The following is a 24,375-nucleotide window of genomic DNA, read 5'->3' on the forward strand; positions in this document are numbered from 1 at the left end:
AGTCCTTTGGCGCCAGCAGCGTCGAAGTCCGTTGAGGCGCGGGGGAGGTCAGGTGTGTGTGGTGCCTGCTGCTGTACGCGGTGGTGTGCCGGTGAGGGCGTGGCTGATTGCGGTTTCGGTGGTGTCGGTGAGGGTGATGTCGTAGGTCCGGGCCATCTGCTGGAGCCGGGCCACTGTCCGGCGGATGGCTGCCTGGTCGTCGGTGGCGGCTTCGATCCGGAGCAGGTCCTGGTAGAGGACTTCCGAGGTCTCCTCGACGGTGAGGGCTTTGTGGACGGTGCGGCGGGCGGCGTCGAGGTCGGGTGTGCTGCTGTCGGCGTGCCAGCGGGCGAGGGTGTGTGCGATGTCGGTGATCCTGGACAGCATCACCTGGATGTCGGGCTCGGCCCAGGGCAGCGTGCGCCCTTCGAAGGGGCGGCCGCGGACCAGGGCCAGCGCGGCCTCAAGGTCGGCGGTCCCGGCTCCCGCTCCGGCCGCAAGACCACGCGAGGCGAGGTCTTTGAAGACACGCCAGTCCGAACTGACTGAGGGGTCCAGGGTGTACCCGGCGCCGTTTTTCGGGCGGGGCAGGAGCGGGCGGCCGTCGCTGGTGAGGCCCAGGGCCGAGCGCAGCTCTGACAGGCGGGAGTGCATGGTGCGCGGGGACCAGGGCGTGACCGGGTCCATGGCCTGGCACAGGTACTCGATCCCCCGTCCGGGCCGCTGACACAGGAGCGCGGCGATGGCGGCGGTGCGGGGGCTGTGAGCGGTCGTCGCGGTACCGGTGATCTGCAGGGGCCCCAAGACGTCGATGCGCACCCCGGGGCCTTCGGCAGCAGGACGCGGAAGAACAGCGGGGGCGCGCTCCGGGGTTCGGGCCTGTGCGGTGGCCGGGGCGTCAGCGCCGGACTCGCCCTCCGACTCCTCCTCTTGAGGCACCTCCTGACCAGTTTTGGTCTCGGGCTCGGGCTCGGGCTCGGGCTGGGGGGTGGTGGCAGGCCCGTGCCCGGTTCCTGTGAGGAGTGCGGGGAAGGGGTTGCCCGGGTCCTGGGCTTCGGCGGTGGTGGCATGGACCGTTAGGGGATGCCCGGCCGCGGCCGTCTGGTCGTGGCCTTCCGCGAACCCCCATGCGCCGGTGGCCGGCTGTGCTTCCTGGGTGGAGACCTGCAGAGCGTGGAGGTACTGCTGGTACTGCTCGTCCGTGATCCGCTGCAGGGTGACCGGCAGGCCGATCGGCTCCAGCGTGGGCTCCGCACTGGTGGTGACGTCCAGGATTTCGGCGTGTGGGAAGGCCTGCCGGGCGGTGTCGCTGGCGGGCAGGACAACCGCCGTGGTCAGGGTGCGGGCGGCGGCCAGGGCGTCGGCAAGCTGCATCAGGTGCTCGCTGTCGTGTTCGCCTGCGGCGATCAGCATCCAGGGCAGGGCCTGTTCACCGCTCTGATGGGTTTCCAGCAGCAGTTCGCCGAGGTCGGCGGCGACGGCGGGTAGGTGCGGCATCGTCCGGACGCGGCCCTGGGGCAGGAGCTGGGCCAGGCGGGTACCGAGACCCGCGGTCAGGATTTCGCTGTAACCGCCCCACCCGCACGTTCCCAGCTCCAGGGCCAGGGCGCGGGTGACTTCGAGGATGTCGTCGGGGGTGCCGTCCAGGAGCAGGACACCGCAGGTGGACAGGTCGGCCATGAGCAGCCCGTCCTGGTGGGCGCCGAGCGTCACGAGGTGCGGGTAGGGCGCCGGCACCTCGTGCAGGTCTACGGCGTTAGCGAGGATGGCGCCGGGGTCCAGGACCCACGTCCGGGCATCGTCCGGGGCAGTGAACGGGGAGATCGGGTCGGCCGCCTCGTCCAGCAGCAGCCGCACAGTCCGCCCGTTCAGCAGCGCGCCGCGTAGTACGGGCACGGGGTGGCTGTTGGTGTCCGCGTGCTGGGCCATGGTGCGCAGGACCTGGTCCAGGAGGGCGACTCCGTCGGGCTCGGCGGCCGCGCCGAGGACTTGTTCCAGGGTGGTGGGGTCGGTGTCCTGGGCGATGGTCTGGCCGGCGCGGCGCTGGCGTTGCTGCAGGATCCGGCGGACGCCGAGGGCTCCGGCGAGGGACGCGGCCAGCAGGGTGCCCAGCCCCGCGACCAGGGCCCAGTTGATGCTTGCGGTGCTGTGTGAGCTGGCCCTGGCGGGAGTGCTGGGGGAGGGGGTGGCAGGAGCGGGGGTGCTCTGCTGCGGTACCTGGGCTGTGGGGGCTGTAGCGGATGCGGCGGGTGCCGGGGTCGTGGGTGAAGACGCGGAGGGAGCCGGAGTGGTCGGTGAAGGTGTCGTCGGGGCGGATGGGGCCGGGGTGGGAGCTAGTTTCTGCTGGGTGGGCGCGGGCGCGGGGGTGGTGTGTGGGGTCTGGGGGAGGGTGAGTTGCTGTCCGGGGCGGATGAGGTCGGGGTCGTTGAAGGTCCCGCCGCCGGGCAGGGCCTGGCCCTGGTTCGCGTCGTAGATCTCCTGGAACCGGTCGGCGCTGCCCAGCATGGCCTGGGCAATCCCGGTAAGGCTGTCGCCCTGCTGAACGGTGTAGGTCGTGGGTTCTGCTGCGCTCTGCTGCGGGGTGCTGGCGGTCGTGGCGGCGGGGCGGGCGTCGGCAGGCAGAAGCAGGGTCCATCCAGGCTGGATCGGCTGGTCAGCGTGGAAGACGGTGCCGTCGGTCATGCTCTGCCCCTGGTTGAGGGCTGCGATGTCGCCCCACCGCTCGCCGTCGCCGAGGCGTTGCGCGGCGATGGACCACAGACTCTCGGCCGGTCGTGTGTCCCGCACCGTGTGGGTCGTGGCGGTAGCGGTAGCGGCAGTGGCCGGTGTGCTGCCGGCATGGGTCTCAGCGGTCTGGGGGGTGCCGGGGACGGGGGAGGCGCTCACGCTGGCCGGGGGACCGGCGGCGGTGGCGGGGGCGGCGAGCGCGGTTCCGGCAGGCAGGGCGAGCATGACGGCCCCCACGAGCGCGGCGGCGGCCCGCTGTCCGACCAGGCCGCGGATCTGGGGTGCGGCGCGGCCGCGGAGCTGCGCGGGGATCTCCAGGAGCGCCGCGAACGCGAAGCATGCCCATCCGGCCCATCCGGCGGTGGCCAGGGCGAGGAGGAAGACCTGGCCGGAGTCCTGGGTGGAGAAGAGGCTGGAGAGAGTGGTGAATCCGGGCGGTCCGACGATGGAGGTGGCCCACCACAGCAGGACGGGCAGACCGGCCAGGAGCGCGGCCAGCACGGTCAGGGCCAGCAGCCCGCGCAGGAGCGCGCCTGCGGTCTGGGCCCGGCCGCGCCGCCGGGGCGGGGTAGGGGCAGTGGGGTTCGGCATCGGCCGGTTCCTTCTCGCGGTGACGGGGGTTACTGGGGCTGGGTCGTGCCGTAGAGGAGGCGGGCGGATCCGTGTCCGGTGACGTCCATGGACCCGATACCGACGATGCCGAGGAACTTGGTCTGGTAGCTGCCGTGGACGGTGATGGTCAGCTGGGTGCCGTCGGCGGAAACAGTCGCGCTGCCCTGGGCGCCTGCGCGCCCCAGGTATGCCTGGGCGGCAACCTGCGCGGCTGTGGGGTCGGCGCGGACCGGGGCGCCGGTGATGGCGGCCGCGGGATCGATGGCCTGCCCGGCCGCGCGGGCTGCCTCCATCGCGACGGCGTCGGCGCGTTCGGTGGCGCGGAGTTTCCCGCCGCCGTCGATGGCCAGCCCGATGATCCCCAGCAGGGCCACGGTCACGATCGCCGTGTAGACGGCGATCCCACCCTGGTCTTGCCGCAGTCGGCCCAGCCACCACGCACGCACGTGCTGCACGGTCATGGTCAGCCCTCCTTCGAGCGGTAGGCGTCCACAACGGACGTGAACCGGCTGGTCATCGTCTTGGACCCCGGAACCCCTGGCAGCAGAAGGTCGCCCATGGCGACGGTGCAGGAGATCGTCACGGTCACGGTGCCGACCTGCCCGACGGGCACCGCCAGCCCGGAAGCGTCCACGCTCGTGCTCGTCGAAGCGCAGTGGATGCCCTGGTCGTTAAGCGAGCGCGCGGCCGCGGCCGCCGCTTCGGCCTGCGCACCTTCGTATGTACGGGAGATCGAAGCGGCGCGGGCGGCGTCCTCGGCGGCCGCGTCGATCTTCGCCCCTGAGGTGACGATCCGTCCGCCCGCGATGGCCAGACACAGCAGCACCAGGAGCAGCGGGGTGACGATCGCGGCCGCGATCGTTTCGCTGCCCCGGTCACCCCCCACGTACCGGCGCCGCGCCCAACCCAGAAATCCCGAACTGCCGCTCACGGGCTGGTCCACCGTTCCCTCGGAGCACCAGCTGACTGCGACACGCTCAGCCCGGACACCCCAGGAATCAGGGACGGTGCGCTGCCGGTGACAGTGACCCGTACCTCGGTCGTAGAACCCCCTGAGGTGACGGCGGTGGCGGTGAGGCTGTCGCCCGCGATCCGCTGCAGGGTCTCGCGGGCGCGGGCGGTGCCCGCGCTGTCTGGGGCCTGGTAGACGCGGGCGGCCGCGACGCCTTCGCGGGCGGCGGTCAGGGCGATGTTCCGGGCGTGCACCCACATCGCGGCCTGGACCACCGCGATCGTCACCAGGATGACGACGGGGAAGACGATGGCCATCTGCAGGGACGCCTCACCCCGGTCCCCGCCCCACCGTCGCCGCAGCGCCGCGAGTACCCTGGCGCGCAGCCGTTGCCCTGCTCTTGATGACACCCGTCCCCCCTTCCTTCCTGTGGTGCGTGGTGAGGCTCGGTCAGATTCCGGACAGTTTGCCGTTGTACTTGGTGATGACCACGCCGATGGTCCCGGCGATGAGCAGGGCCCCGGCGACGGCGGCGACCCAGATGATGATGGTGGTGATGGAGATGTCACCGCGGTCCTGCGCAGCGTGGTCCTGGATCTTCTCCCAGTGGGCACGCAGCGCGGCGGTCAGGTGAACGTAGGTCCTCACGAGAGGGTCTCCTTCTGATCGGTCGGGTCTAGGTGGTGAGCATGCGGATGATGGCCGGGAAGGCGATCAGCAGCATGACCAGGACGGCGAGGAGCGCCCCGGGGGCGGTCATCTTCTCGCTGTCGGCGTTGGCTTCGGCGGCCTGCTGCGAGAGGAGTTCGGTGCGCAGGTTGCGGGCTCGGGAGCGCAAGGTGGTGTAGACGCTGGCGCCGTCGTCGGCGGACTGGCGCATGATGGCGGCGAGATCGTCCATGACCGGAAGGTCGAGTTCGGCGGTGAGGCGGGCCAGGGATTCCCAGTGGGGGACTTTGTCCACCCGGGACTGGGCCAGGGCCGTCTGGATCCGCCCGAACGCCCAGCCGCGGCCTACCATCGCGGCCTGTTCCATGGCCTGCTCGGCCGACACGTTCCCCGCGCGGCGCAGCGCGACCAAATCGAGGTAGGCAGCCATGGCGTGGGCGAACTCCGCCCGTGCCCGCCTGGCCTTGTCGCGCAGCGCGAGGTCGGGAGCGAACCACAGCACTGCGGCGGCGAGGATGCCCACGATCGCGGGCAGGTAGAGGGGCAGGCCGAGGAGCAGCAGCGGGATCGTGGACAGTGGTGGCAGCAGCAGTCCGGCCCCAGCCAGGGCCACCTTCGTCAGGATGAACCGGGACGGGGTGGCTGCGGTCAGGGCAAGGTCCTTGTAGGGGATGCGGACACCGGGGACGCCGGCGAGGCGCTCCAGCAGCCACTGCCCCCACTGTTCGTCGCGGTCGGCCCCGCCGTCGCCGGTCGCCGGAGCGGCCGGGGCGGGTGCGGGGTGGTTGAGCCGGCGCAGCGCGGGTCCGAGCGCGGGCGCCGGGCGCAGGATCTCGCGGACCAGCAGGGCGCCGCCCGCTCCGATGGCTGCGCCGGACAGGATCGCGGCGACGGGGATCATGCGCTCACCTCCATCGTGGATTCCTCGGTGTCGGGCGCGGGAGCGGGAGCGACGGCGCTGCGGGGATCGGCGATCAGGAAACGGGGGACCGGCTTGATGTCGGCGATCTGCCGCATCAGCGCGAGGACTCCGACGAAGCCGGTCAGTAGGACGGCCAGGACCAGCTGTCCGAGGAGGGTGCCGTAGGGGGCGGTGTAGGAGGGGATGAGGAATCCGCAGCCGATGACGCCGAGGGTGATGATCGTCATCCACCGCATCGTGGTGCGGGGCTTCGCGCGGTCCGACTCGATCGCCCGGCGCCGGGCGACTTCCTCGTGGACGGACTCCGCGAGGTCCTCAAGGGCCTGGGCGAGGCCCGGGCCGCGATCGGCGGCCGAGAGTACGAGCGCGGCGACCACCTTGTCCGCGGTCACATCGTTCAGCGCGTCACCGAACTCGCGCAATGCGTCCGTGGGCCGCCATCCGACCTGGAGGCGGTCCACCAGGTCGGCGACCTCACCGGCGATGGCCTCGGGACAGCCCCTGCGCGACACCTGCAGCGCTTCGTCCAGGCCACGTCCCAGTCGCAGGACGTTGGCCAGGCGCTGGGTCCAGTCGCCCAGCGATTCCAGCTTCGCGATCCGGGCCGTGGCCGACTTCGTCGGGGACAGCAGCCACGGCACCCCGATGACCGCCAGGAACACCATCACGCCCGCGATGAACACCCCGCTGACCAGCCACAACAGCACCCCGGCCAGCGCACCGCCGATCAGGCGCGTCCGGCGGGCCATCCGCTCATCCCGGGTCGCCAGCTGACGCCCGGCCCGCAGCCTCGCGGACAGCGTCGGCCCCTTCGGCGCGGTCGTCCCGACCACCCCGACGACCAATGCGACCAGCCCGCCCGCGACAGCCAGGCCGGCCAGTACCCACAGAAGGACCGTCACAGCGCCTCCCCTTGGACCAGCAGCGCCAGTGGTTCGCCCCACGTGCCGGACGGGTCGTTGAGCAGGTTGGCGTCGAACCCGGCCCGGCGCAGGTCGGGAATGCAGCGGGGATGCATCAGAGGCAGGGCCCGGTACTCGCCCCACTCCGGACGCGGCCCGAAGACGGTGTTGGTCTCGGGGCGTCCGCCCTCGCCGATGCCGGTGACTTCCAGGACGTGGGAGACGAACCGGTGACGGTGGCCGCCGATCTTCGTCTCGTCCACGGACGACACGAACACGATGAAGTGCAGTCCGTTGGCGGCCTGCCGGTAGGCCAGAGCCTCCGACATGTTGGCCTGAGCCAGGAGGTACAGCTCGGCGATCCGGTCGAATACGACGCTGGGGTGGATGGCGTGCAGGGTGCACAGGTTGCCCCCCGCGCCGTTCGTCATGGCCTGCAGCATCGCGACGATCTCGGGGCCACGGACCTCACCGACCACGATCCGGGTCAGCGTCATCCGCAGCGCCCGGTACATCAGGTCCATGAGCGTGATCTCACCGGCCGCCGCCCCGGCGACGATCTCGCCGTTGGACTCCCGGGCCTCCATCGGCACCACCTGGCGGTGGTGCCCGTTCTCGTGCGCGAAGAGTTCGTACTCGGTTTCCAGCGTCGCGAACCGCTCGTCCGGATCGATCTCCTTGAGGAGCGCGCGCAGCAGCGTCGTCTTTCCCGCCGCCTGACCTCCCACGATCATGATGTTCTTTTCCGCGCGGACACACGCCCGCAGGAACTGCTCAAGCGTGGTGTCGAGCATGCCCCGGCCGACCAGTTCGGGCAGGTCCGCGTGGCGCATGCTGTGACGGCGGATCGTCACATACGTGCCCGGGGTGACGTCGATGACCGCCTGCAGACGTGACCCGTCCGCCAGGCGCAGCGCGAGGAACGGCGCGGCGGTGGACAGGCTCCGCTCAGCCTGCCCGGTCGTCCGCCGGGCCAGATCCCGCAGCAGCTCGCGCAGCTCCTCGTCAGAGTCCGCGACCGGAGCCACCTGCACCCGACGTCCGTCGGTGAAGTCGAGCCACACCTGCTGGAAGCCGTTGATGAAGATGTTCTCGACCAACTGGTTATCCAGGTGCTGTTGCAGGCGGCCCGCCCGGAACTGCAGGTCGAACACGGCCTGCGCGATGGCCGCATCCTCAGCGGCAGAAGTCGCGGCGCCGCGCTTGACGGCCTCGGCATCCGACCACACCGCCACCTGCTCATTGATCAGATGACGGCCCTGCTGCTCCTGCGCCGCCCCGCTCATACCCGGCCGGGCCCGCAACAGATCGGTCAGCCGCTCCCCGACCTCCTTCTTGATCAGGCGTACGGCCCGGTAGTCGATGACCAGCGCAGGCACCGGCACAGCAACCGGCGCGGCGGCCGGCACCGCCGCCCACGGATTCACCGGTCGCGCCCCACGATGCCCCTGCGGAACCGCAGGCGTGGGAACGGGAGCGGTGCGGGGGTCAGCCAGCCGCGCCTGGAGCGAGGAGGCGGGCATCTGGGGGTTGTCGTGCAGGGGGTTAGCGCGCACCGGCCACCACCGGTGCTCCGCCCGGGCCGGAGGTGGGCGGGGCCAGGCGCGAGCGGCGGATGGCCACCAGCTCCTGGATCCGCACCGCAGCAGACCGCGCCGAACGCATCAGCTCCCCGGACTCGAACCGGCGCGGCTGCTCGGCCCCGTCCGACAGCACCGCAGCCTCCTTCGGCCGCCACGGCAGCACCGCCGTCACCTGGCACCCCAAGTTCTTGCGGACCTCCTCCTTGGAGAACGGCCCGTCACCGATCAGCAGGATGCCCAGCTCAGTGGTCCCGCCCAGCGCCTCGCGCAGCACCTCCAGACGTACCTGGGCGCTCTGCAGGGAGCGCAGGGTGCCGCGGGCCACGACCAGTACGGCGTCTGCTTTCTGAGCCAAAACGGCGGAGGGGCCGAAGGCGCCACGGCGCCCGAGGTCCACGATGACGTCGTGCTGGTGCGCCTCAATTCCCGCGAACAGCCTGGCCAGCGGCCTCCACACTGGTTCCATCGCCGAAGCGTGCGCCGGGTCATACAGTCCGGGCAGTACCAGCCGGTCGCGGGTCCCGGCATCGGTGATGTCCACCAGCTGCCGCCAGAACGCCTCGGTCAGCTGCCCCTGACGGCTCGCCACCGCCAGATTGCGCAGCCCCCGCGAGTTGTCGAGGGTGCCCTGCAAGGCGCCGGGCAGGATCGCCCCGCCGTCCGGGTCGGCCTCGGCCAGCACCACCCGGTGCCCTGGCGGCATCGGCCACGTCATCAGCAACGCCATCGCCGACGTCGTCACCCCCGGCGCACCCAGCCCGCCCGCCAACGCGATGACCGCCATCAGCTACCCCCATCCTGCGCGGCCACGATCAGTGCAACCGCCCCGGTCGCCACCCGGGCGGCGAGCGTCGGACCGCTCGCGGAGGGCACCGCCACGTCCACCACCACAACTCCGGTGGCAGGCGCGGCCACACCGACCGCAACGACGGTCGCCGCCAGCGTCTGCGGCGCCGCTGCCGGATCCGCCTGCTTCGCCGCGCCCGCACTGGCCTGAGCCGGATCCGGCGTCGAGACGATCAGCACCTTCTGCCCCGGCGACAACCTCGACGCCGGAAGCTGCGAAGGCTTCAACGCCACACCCACCAACTGCTCACCAGCCTTCACCAGCGACGCGGATGTGACCTGTCCAGGAGAGAGGAGCGCCCCCGCCTTCAGGGTGACGGCGGCCCGCTGGCCGACCATGGCGCTCTTCTTCGCCGTGGGAACCACCTTGACCGCCGGGTCCAGGGCCAGCGAGGCCGGTGCCAGATCGGCGTCCGTAATCGCGTTGCCGACGGGGATGTCGCGGGCGACCACCAGCACGCTGGAGCGCTGCCCCGACACCGTGAACAACAAGGCGCCCGACAGGCCTCCGGCCGCCATCAGCGCGATGGACAGGGCGATCAGACCGGGGCGGCGGCGCCGCTGGCGCACCACGCGAGGAGCGGCGGCCGGACCGTCCGGGGGACCGGCGGGCCCGGGCAGCGCCGTACGGGCCGGCGACGACGGGGTGGACGTGCTCACGTGCTGTGCCTCCAGAAAAGGGGATGAGCAGGAGAGAAAGAGCAGGAGGTGAAGGGCCGCGGCTGCTACTGGCCGACGACCTGGACTTCGCCCACGGTCACGGTGAAGGCGGACTGGCGGACCTCGGCCAGCTGGCCGGTCCGGCCACCGCCGGTCACTGCCCAGTCCACGCTCCAGGTGGACGTCGCCGTGCCCTTGAAGGAGCTGCCCGGCTGCTTGGCCGACGTAGTTTGGTACAGGTGCCCGCAGTCCGGCGAGGGCGTCATACCCCGCGCCGCGGTGTACGGAGTGCCGGGGCCGGTGCAGCTGACGCTGGACCCGTCACCCATGGCCCACACCACGGACGACACCCTCGCGGTGGCAGTCACCGTAATCCCGCCCGCCGACGCCGACGCGGTGTTCGGGCCCCACGTGGTGGGACTCTGGTTCACCCACAGCCACATCGGCACGCCGACCGTGTACAGGCCGTCCGCCCGCGGACTGGCGATTGAGGGCCCGGTCAGCAGCATGCTGTCCACCGCCTGCTGAGCAAGAACGGCCGGGTCAACGGCCTGCGCCGGAGCGTCCTTCGCCCAGAAGGCCAAGCCCAGAATATCGGTATTGGACGATCCAGCGCCGCCCGAGACGCACGGGTTGACGTAGATGGCACCGTCACCAGGAGCATGTCCCTCCCACAGTGCGCTGCCAGCGGGGGGCTGCGGTTCAAGCAGACGAACAGCGCACTTGGATTCGTCAGGCCCCGGCTCACTGGTGCCGCTGCCTGTTCCCGGCCTGCTGGGCGTAGAACCTCCCCGCCCCGGGTCTGCGGGAATCTCAATGCCCACGCACACGCGCTGATCCGCGCAGCCTCCGACGTGGCCGTCGGCCCAGGCAACGGGTAACACTGCGCTGAGGAGCGCGAGGCTGCACACTGCGACGGCAGCGTTTCGTCTCAGCATGTCTGGTCCTGGAACTTTTCCTCGATGACCACCCAGCCGCTCGGCCACTTCTCGGCAGTCAACGTGGTGATGTACCGCAAAAGCCGCTGGGACGGCAGAACGACCTCCTGGCCGGTCTTCTTGTCAACTGGCTTCCACTGGGAGACATCAACACAGTCCGTGATGACTGCCGTCTTCAACTTCTGTCCGTCTTTGAAGTCCACGGCAGTGCCCGAGTGCTGCGTCTTGCCGGTGATGACCTGGCCTGCCTTCCTCAGGTTTGCCAGGCCGCTCTCCGTCTGTGCGTACGCGGAACCGGAAGCCACGATCTTCAAGTCCGTACCCGAAGAGTCCGCTTTCGCGTAGGCAGCGGTGAGTACGCCCCAGTAGCGGTCATAGGCGGTCTGGACGTCAGCCTTATCGGTGGCCAGCGGGTCGGCGGAAGGTGTCGGCGACGCCGACGGGCTGGCGGAAGGGCTGGGTGTTGTCGTCGCGTTTTTGCTGTCCTTGGCTTCGGTGGTGCATCCGCCTGTCAGCACGATGGCGGCCACGGTGGCGGCCATGGTGAGCAGCCGGGTGGTGCGGGTGTGGTGCTGTCGTGCTGGTGTCACGGATATCCCCGGGGTGCGTTGGACGGATGGACTGTGTGTTCTCCAGGATGGAAATCGCTGGTGCAATGCCTGTTGGCCTGTGTCGTAGAGGGCACCATACGAGGTCAACGGTCCAGGCTCTATCGGGTTCTTGGGGGTGTCGTCGATCGAACGTGGTTGATTTTGCCCGGGATTGCTGCCCTGGAATGTGATGGCGGGGCTGTGAGGTGCGGCAATCGCTGAGAGGGGCGACGGGTGCGTGGTGTTGACGGGATGAGGCCAGGTGTGGCTGGAACTTCCGCTTATGGCTGATTCTTTGCTAGTGGTAATGATTCCTGGTGGTGCCCGCCGCTGGTGGCGTCGGCTCCGCCGTCCGGGCCCCGGCTGGGGCCCTGGCTGTGACCGTCTCGTGCTTAGAACGGTGATTCGTCTGCCCCGTCGGTGCCTGGTGGGAGGCGGGCGTCTGCTGTTCGGGCGGAGGCATCGGCGGTTGGCGCCGGAGAGGTTCTGGAACAGGGCGCGGGTTGGGTGGCGGGTGTGGTCTCGTGCCGGTCCCAGGTGAAGTGGTAGGCGGTCCAACTGGTCAGGAGACCGGTCTCGTACTGGGCTTCGCGGTCGTGGACCTGGCGCAGCAGGTCGTCGTGGTCGGCCTGGGCCGCGTGGTAGTCGGCGAGGTCGGCAGGGGAGAGACCCGCGGGCGGGCGGCCGTTCACAGTTCGGTCCAGCCACGCGGCTCTGCGCTCCCGGTCAGCGGTGTCCAGACCGGTGCCTGTGGCCCCTGTTCTTCGATGTCTTCGAGGACGGCGGCGCCGAGTGGGACGCGGGTGGCCACGCGGGCGACGAGTTCGTGGTCGGCGGCCATGCTGCGCAGGTCGGCAATCCGGTGGGCCAGGGAGGGTCGGGAGGCGCCGGTGAGGATGAACAGGATCCGCGGGAAGCGGGGATAGACGCGCTGCCAGGCGAGCATGGCTCCCTGGTCCGCGACGGTGCCGCGGCGTCCGGTGGGCTGGGGGGTGTAGCTGTGGAAGCGTGCGTAGGTGATGAGCTTGCGGGCCAGGCGCTCGCTGCTCATTGTGGCCCGGTCGATTTCCACGAAGGCCCGGTACTGGAGCCGGCGGGGGCTGGTGGCGGTGTAGTGGAAGACGGCGTCGGCGATCAGCCGGTCCGCGCCCGCGGTGTCGGGGAGGCGGTGGGTGACCTCGGGGACCCAGTCCAGCGGCTGGTACTCGTCACCGCGGGCGCGTGCGTCGGTGAGGAAGGCGAGGTGGGCGCGGGCTCCGGTGAGGATGTGCCCCGCGCGCAGCCGGGCCGCGGCCGGAGAGTGGATGGGGGTGGCTGTCCGGCCACGCAGCTCGGGCCAGTCGGCGACGGTCTGGTGCCCGGCCGGGGTGAGAAAGTGCGCTTGCATGCCGTGGGGGAGGGTGGTGTGGGTGATCAGCCCGTCCTCGCGCAGTGGCACCAGGACCTTGTGGATTTTGCGGGGTGGCAGGTGCGGGGCGACCAGCGTGCGGATCTGGGCGCTGGTCAGGAGCCGGTGCTGGGCGATCAAAGCCACGGCCTGGTGGGCTTGGCTGTCGCCGGTCGCTGGCTGGGCGTCGATGCTGCCCGCGGTGTTGCTGGCGGGGGTGGTGATGGTGGTGGTCATGCGTACTGCTCTCCTGTCCTGGCGCCCGCTGCGGAGCGGGAGGCGGTGAGAAAGTCGAGGACCTTCCCCTGCTGGGCTGCCGCGGTCTTGGTCCGCTGTGCCAGGGACAGAGCGCCAGTGGCGCGGTGCGCGGCCTTGTACAGGGCCTTGACCTCGCGGGGCCGGGCGAGATGGCCGAAGACCTCTTCCAGCGTGGGCCCGCGGAGGGGGAGTGGGCCGATGCGGCTGCCGTCGATGGTGAAGCTGGCGTAGTGCTGCCAGCGGGGCAGTGCTGCAATGTCGGCCGGGGTGACGGTGGTGCCGGGCCACTGCGCGGTGATCTGGGCAATCGCCTCGACGGATCCCGCTGTGGTCGACAAGCACGATGCGTTCTGCATGAGGGCGGCGCGCGTTGCGGGGTTGAGGCGGTGCAGGAGCTGGGTCATCCCGTGCAGCCGGCACCCGAACTTCCTGAGCTGCTCGGTGATCTCAGCGAGCACCGTGCCCTGGTCGAGGCTGATCATCTCGTCCAGGTAGAACCGGAACGGCCGTCGCTGAGTCTCGTGCAGATTGCGGCGGGAGAGACCGGCGCGCAGGAAGTCGTGGACGATCAGGGAGATCAGCAGCCGGTCGGTGGGTCCGGTGCCGGGCGGGCAGATCCACAGGATCTGGCCGTCGTCCATCGCGCGCCTGATGTCGTACCCGCTGACGGGGCACCCCAGGAACGCGCGGACGACCGGGGACGCTGCCAGCCGTTCCAGGGGGTTGAGGACCGTCATCAGTCCCTCACGCGGAAGATCGGGGAACTGCTCTGTCCACCATCCCTGTGCCTCCTCGTCCAGTACCGCGACCACGGCCTTCCGGAACTGGGGGCCGGTGAGCAGGGCGCGGATCTGGAAGACGGTCGCCTGCGCTTTCGGCTGCTGAGCGGCGACCGCGCGGACGTTGACGGCCACCAGGGCCTCGACGGCCTTGGTCAGGATGGTCAGCGCACGCGGCGAGGTGACGTCCCCCCACCCCAGGGCCCCGGCGAAGGCCTCGACCACTGCCGCGCACACCTCGTGCGGCACGCGGTGGTCCTGGCTCATGTCCAGGAGGTTCCAGCAGCCAAGCCGGTCGGTAGCGGTATGGACGGTCAGGTCGAACAAGGCGACGCGGTCGATGAGGTCTTCGTGGGCGAGGTAGGGGGCGACGTCGGCGAAGGAGTCGCCGTGCGGGTCCACGAACGCCAGCCCGCGCCTGTTGTGGGCACTGGCCACCGCCTGGACCTGGGCTTTGGTGGTCTTACCCCACCCCGCTTTCCCGGACTGCACTTCAAACAACGTGTCGTCCTCGGGGGTGGCCAGCAGACGCTCACGGCCGTCCGGGCCCCGGTACCAGCCCTGGGGCAGCAGATCCGCCCCGTGCTGGTACGTGGGCACCTCACTCTCCATCAGCGGCACCCGCGCGGCGGCGGTCACGGGCTTGAGGAATCCGGCGAGTTCGTCAATATGGGCCCACCCGCCGCGGGCGGGCTGTATGAGGGCGCGCTCCCACTGCTCATCGAACCGGCCACGCCACGGCCGCCGGTCCGGCCCGACGCGCACAGGTCCCAGGGACCAGCCGATGGACGTCATCCGTGAAGGGCCGGCGTAGACGTCCATGGCCGCCCCGACCCGGGCCAGGCGTTGCTGCGCACGGTCGGCGTCCTGTGAGGCGCACCGGATGAGGATCTGCACCCGCACCAGCCCGGGCGTGTGGACGAGCTTTCCGAGGACCTTTTCCCGGCCGGTACGGCGCGGCTGCGGCGACATGACCATGCGCCCCCGGCTGCCCTGCGGATCCAGCAGCCGGCCCATGGCCGAGGTGAAACTGTCCTCGCTCGCGCGGGTCAGCCACCTGGCGTCACGCTGCGCCTCGCGCCGGGCCTTCTCCCGGTCGCGGCGCATGGCCGTCATGCGGCGCACGGCGAGGTGCCAGCGGGAGGCGGGGGAGAGGTCTACGCAGACCTCGGCGACGTCGCCGAGGTCGGCCCGCACATCACTGACCGCGTCCAGCAGCGGCTGCAGCGGATCCGGGTCCAGGGGTACTTCCCGGAGCCGGGATCCGGGCTCGCCGTGCAGGGTCAGCACCGCCCGTACAACGTGGGGGCGGTCCGTGACCGGGACCGGCGGCACCTCCCGTACGGCGACCCGCGGCCCGAACGGCGTCTGGGCCAGCAGCACGTGTGCGCTGGCGGGAGCCTCGATCCGGTACACCAGCGCGCTCACCCCGTCGGCGCGCAGCCGCACCCGCACCGACCGGGCCCGTCGCGGTGTCCACCACGGACCCGAGCCGGCCGCCCGCACCAGCTGCATGCCCTGGCGCCAGATCTGCTCACTGTCCGGCTCGAACCCGGCCGCGGGCACCAGCTCCAGGTGCGTACGCCGCGCCAGGGCCCGGCGGGCAGCCCATCGCAGCAGGCACTCCCAGCCCGTCCACACGGCGACGGCCAGCAGGACCAGCCACCAGGAGTTCACCGCGATCCAGTCAGCCAGTGCGGTGAGGGTGTCCAGGACCGCGGTGACGGGGGCGTGCGCACTGGTCATCCGGTTCAGGTGCGGTTCCATTGATGTCCGTTCTGTACGTAGGAGAGGGCGGCCGGGCGGTTGTCGAGGTATGTTCCGGCGGGGTCGGCTCCGGCCCACACCAGCCGCACCACCGCCCGCACCTGGCCGTCTGTCGTGCCGGGTTCGCGGCGGGCGGTGACGGCCTGGATCCGCATGCGGGTGTACCGGGCCGTCTCCGCCTGCCACGCGCTGCGCCCCGCTTCCACCAGCGCGAGCTCGTCCTGGGACGGGAGATCAGGGAGGCTGGCCCGGTCCAGGGCCTGCTGGATGAGGGGGTCGGCCTCGGGCCCGGAGTCCGGCGGCGGGAGTTCACCGCGCGCGTTGCCCAGCACGGGCGTTGGGCGCTGCGACCGCGGGCTGGTCTCCGCCGTGGCTGACGGGCGGACGGTCTGCGTCGTCGTGGCGGGTGGGGCCGACGGCGCGCCCGGATGGGCCGTCGCCTCCTGTGACGCAGCCGCTCGTGGCGCGGTCGCCCGGTCCGGGATGGCCTGCGGGCCGGGATGGCCGCGGTGCAGGCCCGTGTACGAGAGGAACGCTCCGGTGGTGGCGAGGGCGAGCGCGGCGGCGATCAGACGGCCACCGCTCCACCAAGGCCTGCTCACAGCAGCCTCGTTCCACCGGCGTAGTCGGGCATCGCGTTGACGGGGTCGATGCTGACCGGCCGACCGGGTCTGGGGGCGTTGATCATCTGTCCGTCGCCGAGGTAGATCCCGACGTGGTGGATGGTGGAGTCGGCGGTGGGGCTGTATCCGTAGAAGATGAGGTCGCCGGGCTGCAGCGCCCCGAATCCGGCTGATGCGGGAATCCGCCGACCGGCGCCCGCTTGTTCGGCGGCGGTGCGTGGCAGGTTGATTCCGGCCTGGGCGTAGGCGTACTGGGTCAGGCCCGAGCAGTCGAACCCGGTGACGGTGCGTCCGTCCTGTCCTCCGGGTGAGCAGCAGACCCCGGTGCTGGGGCCTTCGGGGCCGCCGCCGCCCCAGGAGTAGGGGATGCCGGTCTGGGCCAGTGCGGCCTGGATGACTGTGCCCGCGGTGCCGGTGGCGGTGGAGGGGGTGTTGCCGAGGGCGTCGTAGCGGTAGATGCCGCTGGTCACGTCGTCCACGTAGGCCCAGGACAAGTTGTAGGTGTGGATGGCTGCGCGCAGTTGCTCGCGGTTGGTGAGGTCGCGGCCATCACCGCAGAGGTAGATGGCGGCTGCCAGGGCGGCGTCGTCCGCGTTGTGGGGGGAGATCGCGCCGTCGCCGTTTCCGTCCCTGCCGTAGGTGCGGAAGGTTTCGGGGAGGAACTGGAAGGGGCCGACGGCCCGGTCGTAGGCGGTGTCGCCGTCCCATTTGCCGTGGTCGGTGTCGGGGATGGCGGTGGTGTTGCCTCCAGCGCCGGAGCCGTCCAGGCGTGGGCCGGTGATCGGCGGGGTGATGTCCCCGCTGTCGGCGATCTGGTGTCCGGCGGCGTGGTCGGACTCGACGCGGGCGATTCCGGCGAGGATCTGCCACCGCATCCCCTTGCAGTCAGGGGAGTACGTGGTGGCCCGGGAGGCCCCGGTGAGGTACGCGGCCAGCATCCGCTCGGGGATTCCGGCCGCGGCCGCGTCTACCTGGTCCTGCCCGGTGGACTGCCTGGCAGCAGCGGCGGACATCAGCAGGACCGGGGCCGTGCAGCATGCCGCCAGCGCCATCAGCAGGATGGCCAGACATCCGACTTTCCGCTTTCTCACGGGCTCTCTCCTTCCTGATTGCGTCGTACGGTCCGGCGCCGGTTCATCGCCTCGCGCAGCCGCTCCGTGTTCGCGGCGCCCTGGTCGGCGGCGGGAGCCGCAGGCGTGCTGCCGCTGCCGGGGTTGCGGTTCGAGCCGGTCCGGTTCCCTGTCGGGCGCCCGCCATCGGATCCCGGTCCGCTGCCAGATCCGGCAGCGGACCCGGGCCGGGCTGTGGTGGTGCGCCGGGGCGTAGGCCTGATACCAGGGCCCGGGTTCGGGGTGCGCGTCCGGCTGTGAGTGGTGTTGGGGGTGGCCGGCATGGCGGGAGACGCAGGAGCGGACGTCGCGGTGGGATGGAAGGGCCGGCTGGTGGTGGTGCGGGGGCCGGGTGCGCGCCCTGTGGTGCCGGTGGAGGTGTAGATGGTGGCGCCGATCGCGGCGTCACGGACGGTGCGGCCGGTGGCGGCCGCGCCCTGGCCCACGGCCCGGCCCGCGCGCACTGTGCCGGCGACCATGGGTTCCCACCCCTCGATGTCCTCTCGGATCCTGTTCGCGCTCACCCGCAGCTGCGTACGGGCGTCCTCGGTGACCTCGCTCCCCCTGACTTGGGCGTTGTGCAGGGTCCGGGGCAGAGCGACGGTCGCTCCGTACGCGGTCTTCCCGATGCGATGGGCGATGCGGTATCCGCGCAGCCGTGATGCCTTGCCGTGGATGCGGGAGGCGAGCAGGGGCCGGTCGGTGGCCGGGTCGTGCAGGATCTCGCCGGTCCACTGGTCCACCTGCATCTCACCCTGCGGCGCCCCCGGAACACCGGCCCTTCCCCCCAGCACTGCGTGCAGTGCCTGGGCGGCCGGGTGGCGGGGTCCGGGCTTGGGCCCGACCAGCGCGGCGTGGGCACCGCGCAGCGCCAGAGCGGCCGGAGCGAGTCCGGCCCGCAGCGCGCCGCGTGCTTCGCCCAGGGCCCGGCCGCCGGGCGAGAAGGGCGGGCCTGCGTGGTGGCCGGCCATGCCGAGGGCGAGCCCGGCACCGCGGAAGCCCATGCCGGAGAGGCGGGCGTACTGCATGCGCAGCGCCATGCGCTGCCCGAGCGAGGTCGCTGCCCCGGCGATCCGCTTGTGCAGGACGAAGAAGGCGACGGCCAGGGCATCGAGGAGCAAGAGGTGTTCGACCATCACGTCGGGGCCGGTGTCCGAGAGCAGCGCACCGGCCGCGATACCGAAAAGCGGCAGTCCTATGGCGGTGGCGAAGGTGATCAGCGCGCTGCTGACCAGGACACCGGTCCACCGCCACAGCAGGGTCCGGGTGGCGCCGGGCAGCATCGCCAGCACCCACACCACCGGTCCCGCCCCGCCCGCGGCGGCGTCCGCGCCCTGCGCGCCGAGCATGAGGGTCGCCATCGAGACGACCATGGAGGCGACGACCAGGCAGGCGACCAGCAGGGCCAGCGCTGCGAAACTCCGGTCCCAGCTTGCTTGCTTCGCGTATGCGGCGGCGGCTTTGCCGGTGGGCCCGGCCCCATCGAGGCCGGCCAGCAGAGTGTTCAGATCGTGGGACTGCTGGAAGCGCTCGTCCTCCTTGCCATGGCAGTAGTCCTTGGCCGGATCGGGCAGGCTGTCGCACTTCTTGCCCGCGTCGGGCCGCCGGTCACGGACGTCTTTGATCCATTTCAGGTGTGCCTGGTAGGCCTCCGGGTCCTTCTTCGGGTCGAGGATCTGCCCGTACTGCAGGAGCATGAAGGGCTTGACGACCAAAGCGTCGGTCAGGGCGCCCTGGACCGGCCGCGCGATCTGAACGCCGGAGGAGGTGCAGGCCTCGCGTCCGGGCCCGGTGACCAGGTCGCACGGATCGGAGGACGTGCCGAAGTAACTGTTTGTCGTGATGGAGGCGACTTCGATCGCGGCCTGATGGATGGCATCGAGAGGTCCGCCGCGGCCCAGCAGGTAGTCCGGGCGGACGAACGCGCTCGCGGCCAGCGCCCCGATCAGCAGCGTCGCGGCGATCTGTCCGAACCCGCTGCCCGACTTGCCCCGCATGAACGTGACGAGACCGAAGATGAACCCCCATTCCAGGGCCATGCCCTTGAGCCCCAGCGCGTCTACCACGTGGGTCTGGTAGGCGTCGGCGAGGTGCTGGGAGGGGCCTGTGAGCAGGGCCAGGACCGGGAAGCGGAAGACGAATCCGATCATCCAGCAGCACATGCCGACCAGCAGCCGCGCCAGCGTGAACAGCCCGGACATCACCAGGACCTGGAGCTGCGACAGGACATCGAACATGCCGCCGTCGTCGGCCTGGACCTGGTAGGCATCCAGCCGTGCGCCTTCGGCCGTCACCACGTTGAACGGGGCAAGCAGCCCACCGCCGCTGTTGTCCGCGTTGCCGTCCGCGGCCGCCGCGACCACTGTGTTGGTCACCAGGAACACCACGGTGAACAACAGGACGAACGCGACGGCACGCACGGTGCCACGGTCAAGACGCCGGATCCAGGCGGTCACTGGGCACCCCCGGCCCCGGTTGTGACACCAGTACGGCCACGGCCCGGGGTGGTGAACAGCCCTGCGCGCAGCCGCTGCACGTCGGGCACGATGACCTGGATCCGGCCGACCTGCATGCGCGGGTCGCGCAGCAGCATCTCCCCCTCGCGTCCCGCCTGGCCGACGGGCGACAGTCCGGTGGTCACCAGCCGCAGCAGGTCTTCGTCGTCGCCATCCAGGCCGAGGAATCGCAGTCCTTCGATGGCGCTGGTGCGGTCGCTGGTGCGGGCGAGGTAGCGGTAGGCGATCAGGCCCGCGTCCTGGCCGAGTTCACGCCGGTTGTGGGCGCCGAGGAACACCCCCGCGCCGTGCTTGCGGCCGTCGTGCAGGATCTCGTGGACCAGCGCCGACCCCTCCGCCGACGACGTCAGCCAGTACACCTCATCGAGCGAGACCAGACAGAACCGTTCGGGATCAGTGAAGGCGGCCTGGCGGGCGATGGCCGCCAGAAGGTAGAGCACCGCACGCCCGATCAGCGATTCCAGGGGCTGCTGGCGCAGCACTTCCATGTCGGCGAAGGCCTCGCGCGGGGGGAGGGTCAGACCGGCGGTGGTGACCACGACCATGTCCGCGCCGAGGTCGCCCGCCAGGCTGACCACCGGCAGATCGGGGTCGAACACCATCGCGGCGAGTGGGTTGGACGCGACGATGCGCAGCAGGTCGGCCATGGTGGCCGCCACATCCGCGCGGGCCCCCTCCCCTGCCGCGATGCGTACCAGAGCGTCCAGGACCTTGCCCATGGACGGGTCAGGTCCGGCGCTGACTTCTTCGACGGCGTGGTGGAGGACGGCACCGGCGGCTGTCATCGGCCCCACGCCCAGCTGCAGGGTGAGGTAGGACAGGGCGTAGTGGGCGCCGACCGCACCGCCGAACGCGCGCAGCGGATCCACCGACACCTGCGCCTGGGCGGCATCGATGATCTGGCACCGCTGCCCCATCGCCGTCCGCGCGAAATTCGCCCATTCGCGGACGGGGGTGCGGTCGATGACGATGGCCTGCCCGCCCTGGTCCACCACCGCCCCGGTAACCAGCTTCTGGAGCACGCTCTTTCCCGCGCCGAGGTCACCGATCACCGCGCTGGACGCAGAGGCGTTGACCTGGGGAGCGTCAGCCGGGTTGAGGAGTACCGGGCGCAGGGTGCCACTGTCCAGGTCACGGCCGATCAGGATCCCGGACGGGTCACCGACCCGCGGCAGCGTCAGCGCCCCGCACGCCGCCCAGTCCTGCGACAGCTGATGCTGCGTGAACTGGGTCAGCTTCGGCGCCCGCACCCCGCCCGGCAGACCGAGCGTGAAAAGGTCCTCCTGCATACCGATCGGACGCACCGCCCGGTAATCCCCGGCCGCCAGCGCGGACGACAACTCCCGCGCCCGGGCGTCGCACGTGACCGCGTCCGGACCCCACACGGTGAGCACCGTCACCGACTGGACTTCCACCTCGACCGATGTCTGCGCCATCCGGGCGTCCTGCTCCTCCAGGTCCCCAGCCGCCTCCGGCAGCGAGTACGGCATCCCGGTGGGCTGCGCCCCGTACTGCCCGGCCTGGTCCAGGAGTTCACGCTTCTTGCGCTGTACCTGGGCCCTGGCCTTCTTCGCGGGCACGATCCGCAGGTCGACGGTGACATCGACGGGGAAGGGCAGGCCTTCGAGCTGGGCCAGGACGTCGGCGGCCTCGGTGGCGACGGCGGGCGGGAGTTCGGCGAGGACCAGTTGGGCCTGGTAGCCGGTCCCGGCCTCGGATTCGGTCTGCAGCCACAGCCGGCCCAGCGGCGAGACGGCCGCGGCCGACCGCCACCACGGCCCCCTGCCCCGCCCGCTGGTCCCGGCCGTCTGCTGGTCCTGGCCGCCCTCGGCCAGCCGTACCTGCCCAAGGTCCGCGTAGGAGGGGGACAGGAGCTGTCCGTCGTGGACCCTGCTCCCGTACAGGGGGCTGGCCTGCGCATCCGACAGCAAAGGCTCCTCGGCCAGGCCCCGGTGCACGGCATGCTGGACCATCCACACGATCTCCGCGGGCGAGGCCGGGCGCAGGCACATACCACCGCCCAGCGACGCCTGCAGCCGCGCGGCCTCCCCACGCGCCGCCCGCACCTCACCCACCGGCACGGCCACAGGAGCGAGACCCAACGCCGCGGCTGCTTCCGCGTACATGGCGCCCAGGACCGTGGCGGCCGCGCCTGCCCTGCCGGGCAACGGGACGGCCAGCCACACCGTCCGCTCGTGGATCTCCCGGCCGTCCAGCAGATCGACACCGGCCGCGCAGACCTCCGCCCACTCAGGCAGGCGCTCCCAGTCGAGCCCGTCCACCATCCGCTCGGCGACCTCACCCGGGTCGATCCGCGCGGCCAACGCGAACACCCGCGGCTGCAGGCCGGGCATCGACCGCACCAAAGAGGTGATACGGCCCAGAAGTTCCCGGCGCACCTGGGCGGGGAGGTATCCGCCGGCCAGCGGCTCCACCCGCCACACCGCCCACACCCCGCCGGACGGCGACCACAGCAGATGCCCGGCGACATGCCGCAAAGGTGTCCGCATCACGCCGCCGCCCTCCCTCCACCGGCCGCACCGGCGAGGAGCCGGTCCAGACCGGACCCGGCCACCCGCACCCCTGCAACGGCCCGCGCCTGCGTCGCCGCGGCCACGGCTTCGCGGACGGGGACGGCGGACGGCGCCGCGGCGAGGGCGGGGGCGGGCTCGATGACGAACCGCCCGCCCCAGTAGGACGGCGCCCGGTCCCGGGCCACCCGCCCGCGGATCCGGCCCGCCGGATGCCGGGTCAGCACCAGCACCGCACCCAGCAGCGCGGTGAACGGGTTCTGCCCGGCGATCTGCGCACCGCGCACCGCCCACACCGACACCAGCCACAGCACGACCGGTACCGGCCCCGCCCACGACCACCACGAAAACGTCCGGATCAGCAGCAGCGCACCGCCGCCCAGGACCACCAGCTGCGCGGGCGTGTACGGGCCGAACCACATGACCCAGTCACCGAGCTTGCCCAGCACCCACGGGTGGCGCCGCGCACCGGTGTACGAGCGGACGATCCCGCCCGGCTGCCCGCTCACAGCACGGCTCCGCTGCCCGGACGGGGCTCGTCGATGACAACGACCACGGCCCCGGCGCCGTTCGCCGGATGGTTGATCTCGTCGGACACCGAATCCGCCAGCCCGTCCCGCGCCTTGTAGATCCCGAGCGCGATGACCATCGCGATGACCGCGCCGATCGCTGCCTTCATCGACATCTGACGGGCGATCGTGACGAGCACGAGGACGATCAGCGCCGCGACCAGCGCACCCCCGCCCCAGTCCGTGACCGTCTTGATCAGGGAATCACCCAGGGTGTCGAGCTTCCCGGCCAGGAGCGTCGTCGTCGGGTTCATCGTGTACCTGCCTGCGTGGAGGGGGCCGGAGAAGCGGCGGGGGCGGCGGTGTCCAGGGCGCTGACTTCCCAGCGTCCGGCGCGCGCGGTCATCTCCAGCCGGTAGACCAGCGGCCACCGCGTCCCGGCCCGGTCCTCACCCGTCACCCGGACCCTCACCCGCGTACGGACTCCGTCCCCGGGAACGTCCTTGGCGGCGGCCTGCTCGGTGTCGGCGGCGACCTCCTCGACGTCCGCGCGCACATACGCCCCGCCCACCGGCACGGACAGGTGCACACCGGGCGACAGGTAGCGCTCCACTCCTGCGCCCTGTCCGCTGGTGAGGTATGTCCGCAGGAACTCACCCACCGTTGTGGCCAGCACCTGGCCGGTGGGAACTGCCCTGGTGTAGGGCGTGGCGGGAGCGGGCGCCGAGGCGGGCCCGGCGACTTCGGCCGGCGGCCCGGTCACGGTCAGCGGCCCGTCGTTGGTGCCGCCGGTGCCGGACACGGCGAAGTACCGCGCCGCCGGAGCGCCGTCCGCGGCAGGCGACGCCGGGACAGGGGATGAGAGGGCGGCACGCGGGGTATCGGCGAGGGCGGCGACCAGGACCGTCCACCCGTCGCGCGTGGAAGCGGTCCGCAGGGCGACGACGCTGACCGCACCCGGCTGCGCCGCCTCGCTGCGCGAGCGCGTGGGCAGGTCCGCGGCGGGGGCCATGGAGTGGACGGCCGCAGCTGTGGGGCTATCGGGCGCGGCGGAGTCGGCGCGCAGCCACAGCTCCACGAACAGCGCGGCGGTACCGGCCGGGTCGACCGCCGGGCTCGGGGCGCTGGTGGTGGTGTGCGGGGTGGGTGCGGCCTGGGCGGTGCTGCCCGGGGTGGCCATGACGGTGAGGACGCCGGCCAGGGCAAGGGGGCCCGCGGCCAGGGCGGTCCACACCCCGATCCGGGCCAGCCGCAAACCGCGTGGGACGGAACCATGGACCGGGACGGTCTCAGGATGGGAGCGGCGCAGGGGCGGCGCGGCCGCCGCACGGGGGACCGGCCGCAGACTGCTGCGGGGATCTGGAGTCATCGAAGTGCCTTCCGTGAAGTGCTGGATCTGCCTGCACTCCACGAAACGGCGCGGTCCTCACCTACTGACTCACCATCACCAGTCCTCCGGGGTCACGGACTGACAACAGGGCACGTGGTGAGTTCACCGGTGAACTCACCACCACCC

At 71.5% G+C, this 24,375-nt stretch carries 23 protein-coding genes; 1 reads left to right on the forward strand and 22 read right to left on the reverse strand.

Annotation, left to right across the window (positions count from 1 at the left end; translation table 11 throughout):
• Positions 1-48: 48 nt before the first annotated feature.
• The 11 genes from OHS33_RS36845 to OHS33_RS36895 form a co-directional block, all read right to left on the reverse strand.
• Positions 49-3,297, reverse strand: a complete 3,249-nt coding sequence (locus tag OHS33_RS36845; RefSeq protein WP_330334769.1) for a LysM peptidoglycan-binding domain-containing protein — start codon at positions 3,295-3,297, stop codon at positions 49-51.
• Positions 3,298-3,326: 29 nt separating this feature from the next.
• Positions 3,327-3,779, reverse strand: coding sequence for a pilus assembly protein TadG-related protein (locus tag OHS33_RS36850; RefSeq protein WP_330334770.1), 453 nt, complete (start codon positions 3,777-3,779; stop codon positions 3,327-3,329).
• 2 nt (positions 3,780-3,781) lie between these two features.
• Positions 3,782-4,249 (reverse strand): TadE/TadG family type IV pilus assembly protein, encoded by a 468-nt coding sequence (locus tag OHS33_RS36855; RefSeq protein WP_330334771.1) that lies wholly within the window; start codon positions 4,247-4,249, stop codon positions 3,782-3,784.
• Positions 4,246-4,680, reverse strand: a complete 435-nt coding sequence (locus tag OHS33_RS36860) for a TadE/TadG family type IV pilus assembly protein (protein ID WP_330334772.1) — start codon at positions 4,678-4,680, stop codon at positions 4,246-4,248. The genes OHS33_RS36855 and OHS33_RS36860 overlap by 4 nt, the downstream gene beginning before the upstream one ends.
• A gap of 40 nt (positions 4,681-4,720) precedes the next feature.
• Positions 4,721-4,900, reverse strand: a complete 180-nt coding sequence (locus OHS33_RS36865) for a hypothetical protein (protein ID WP_443065497.1) — start codon at positions 4,898-4,900, stop codon at positions 4,721-4,723.
• 46 nt (positions 4,901-4,946) lie between these two features.
• Positions 4,947-5,840 carry a type II secretion system F family protein gene (locus OHS33_RS36870; protein WP_330334774.1) on the reverse strand — a complete coding sequence of 298 codons (894 nt, stop codon included), beginning with the start codon at positions 5,838-5,840 and terminating at the stop codon, positions 4,947-4,949.
• Complete coding sequence (locus OHS33_RS36875; RefSeq protein WP_330334775.1) at positions 5,837-6,763, reverse strand: type II secretion system F family protein; 927 nt, start codon at positions 6,761-6,763, stop codon at positions 5,837-5,839. Before OHS33_RS36875 ends, OHS33_RS36870 begins: the two co-directional genes overlap by 4 nt.
• Positions 6,760-8,286, reverse strand: a complete 1,527-nt coding sequence (locus OHS33_RS36880; protein WP_330335339.1) for a CpaF family protein — start codon at positions 8,284-8,286, stop codon at positions 6,760-6,762. The genes OHS33_RS36875 and OHS33_RS36880 overlap by 4 nt, the downstream gene beginning before the upstream one ends.
• 22 nt (positions 8,287-8,308) lie before the next feature.
• On the reverse strand, positions 8,309-9,130 hold the full coding sequence (locus OHS33_RS36885) for a hypothetical protein (protein WP_330334776.1): 822 nt from the start codon (positions 9,128-9,130) through the stop codon (positions 8,309-8,311).
• Positions 9,130-9,765, reverse strand: coding sequence for an SAF domain-containing protein (locus OHS33_RS36890; RefSeq protein WP_330334777.1), 636 nt, complete (start codon positions 9,763-9,765; stop codon positions 9,130-9,132). The genes OHS33_RS36885 and OHS33_RS36890 overlap by 1 nt, the downstream gene beginning before the upstream one ends.
• 152 nt (positions 9,766-9,917) lie before the next feature.
• Entirely contained in the window at positions 9,918-10,181 is a 264-nt protein-coding gene (locus OHS33_RS36895) for a hypothetical protein (protein WP_330334778.1), read from the reverse strand.
• On the opposite strand from OHS33_RS36895, the gene OHS33_RS36900 reads away from it, so the two are divergent.
• Positions 10,180-10,380 carry a hypothetical protein gene (locus tag OHS33_RS36900; RefSeq protein ID WP_330334779.1) on the forward strand — a complete coding sequence of 67 codons (201 nt, stop codon included), beginning with the start codon at positions 10,180-10,182 and terminating at the stop codon, positions 10,378-10,380. The two genes, OHS33_RS36895 and OHS33_RS36900, sit on opposite strands and share 2 nt — an antisense overlap.
• Before the next feature lie 403 nt (positions 10,381-10,783).
• On the opposite strand, the gene OHS33_RS36905 is transcribed toward OHS33_RS36900, so the two are convergent.
• From OHS33_RS36905 to OHS33_RS36955, 11 genes are all read right to left on the reverse strand, one after another.
• Positions 10,784-11,332, reverse strand: coding sequence for a hypothetical protein (locus OHS33_RS36905; RefSeq protein WP_330334780.1), 549 nt, complete (start codon positions 11,330-11,332; stop codon positions 10,784-10,786).
• A gap of 440 nt (positions 11,333-11,772) precedes the next feature.
• On the reverse strand, positions 11,773-12,072 hold the full coding sequence (locus OHS33_RS36910; RefSeq protein ID WP_330334781.1) for a hypothetical protein: 300 nt from the start codon (positions 12,070-12,072) through the stop codon (positions 11,773-11,775).
• The gene (locus OHS33_RS36915) at positions 12,069-13,004 is read right to left on the reverse strand and encodes a replication-relaxation family protein (RefSeq protein ID WP_330334782.1); all 936 of its coding nucleotides are present in this window, start codon (positions 13,002-13,004) and stop codon (positions 12,069-12,071) included. The genes OHS33_RS36910 and OHS33_RS36915 overlap by 4 nt, the downstream gene beginning before the upstream one ends.
• Positions 13,001-15,571 (reverse strand): ATP/GTP-binding protein, encoded by a 2,571-nt coding sequence (locus OHS33_RS36920; protein ID WP_330334783.1) that lies wholly within the window; start codon positions 15,569-15,571, stop codon positions 13,001-13,003. Before OHS33_RS36920 ends, OHS33_RS36915 begins: the two co-directional genes overlap by 4 nt.
• Positions 15,556-16,173, reverse strand: coding sequence for a hypothetical protein (locus OHS33_RS36925; protein WP_330334784.1), 618 nt, complete (start codon positions 16,171-16,173; stop codon positions 15,556-15,558). The genes OHS33_RS36920 and OHS33_RS36925 overlap by 16 nt, the downstream gene beginning before the upstream one ends.
• Positions 16,170-17,285, reverse strand: a complete 1,116-nt coding sequence (locus OHS33_RS36930; RefSeq protein ID WP_330334785.1) for a C40 family peptidase — start codon at positions 17,283-17,285, stop codon at positions 16,170-16,172. The genes OHS33_RS36925 and OHS33_RS36930 overlap by 4 nt, the downstream gene beginning before the upstream one ends.
• Positions 17,282-19,723, reverse strand: coding sequence for a hypothetical protein (locus OHS33_RS36935; RefSeq protein ID WP_330334786.1), 2,442 nt, complete (start codon positions 19,721-19,723; stop codon positions 17,282-17,284). Before OHS33_RS36935 ends, OHS33_RS36930 begins: the two co-directional genes overlap by 4 nt.
• A gap of 32 nt (positions 19,724-19,755) precedes the next feature.
• A complete protein-coding gene (locus tag OHS33_RS36940; RefSeq protein ID WP_330335340.1) occupies positions 19,756-22,329 on the reverse strand; it encodes an ATP-binding protein in 2,574 nt (857 codons plus the stop codon).
• Entirely contained in the window at positions 22,329-22,859 is a 531-nt protein-coding gene (locus tag OHS33_RS36945; protein WP_330334787.1) for a hypothetical protein, read from the reverse strand. The genes OHS33_RS36940 and OHS33_RS36945 overlap by 1 nt, the downstream gene beginning before the upstream one ends.
• A complete protein-coding gene (locus OHS33_RS36950; protein ID WP_330334788.1) occupies positions 22,856-23,173 on the reverse strand; it encodes a hypothetical protein in 318 nt (105 codons plus the stop codon). Before OHS33_RS36950 ends, OHS33_RS36945 begins: the two co-directional genes overlap by 4 nt.
• A complete protein-coding gene (locus OHS33_RS36955; protein WP_330334789.1) occupies positions 23,170-24,228 on the reverse strand; it encodes a conjugal transfer protein in 1,059 nt (352 codons plus the stop codon). The genes OHS33_RS36950 and OHS33_RS36955 overlap by 4 nt, the downstream gene beginning before the upstream one ends.
• Positions 24,229-24,375: the final 147 nt, after the last annotated feature.

It is taken from the genome of Streptomyces sp. NBC_00536 (genome assembly GCF_036346295.1).
GTDB lineage: Bacteria > Actinomycetota > Actinomycetes > Streptomycetales > Streptomycetaceae > Streptomyces.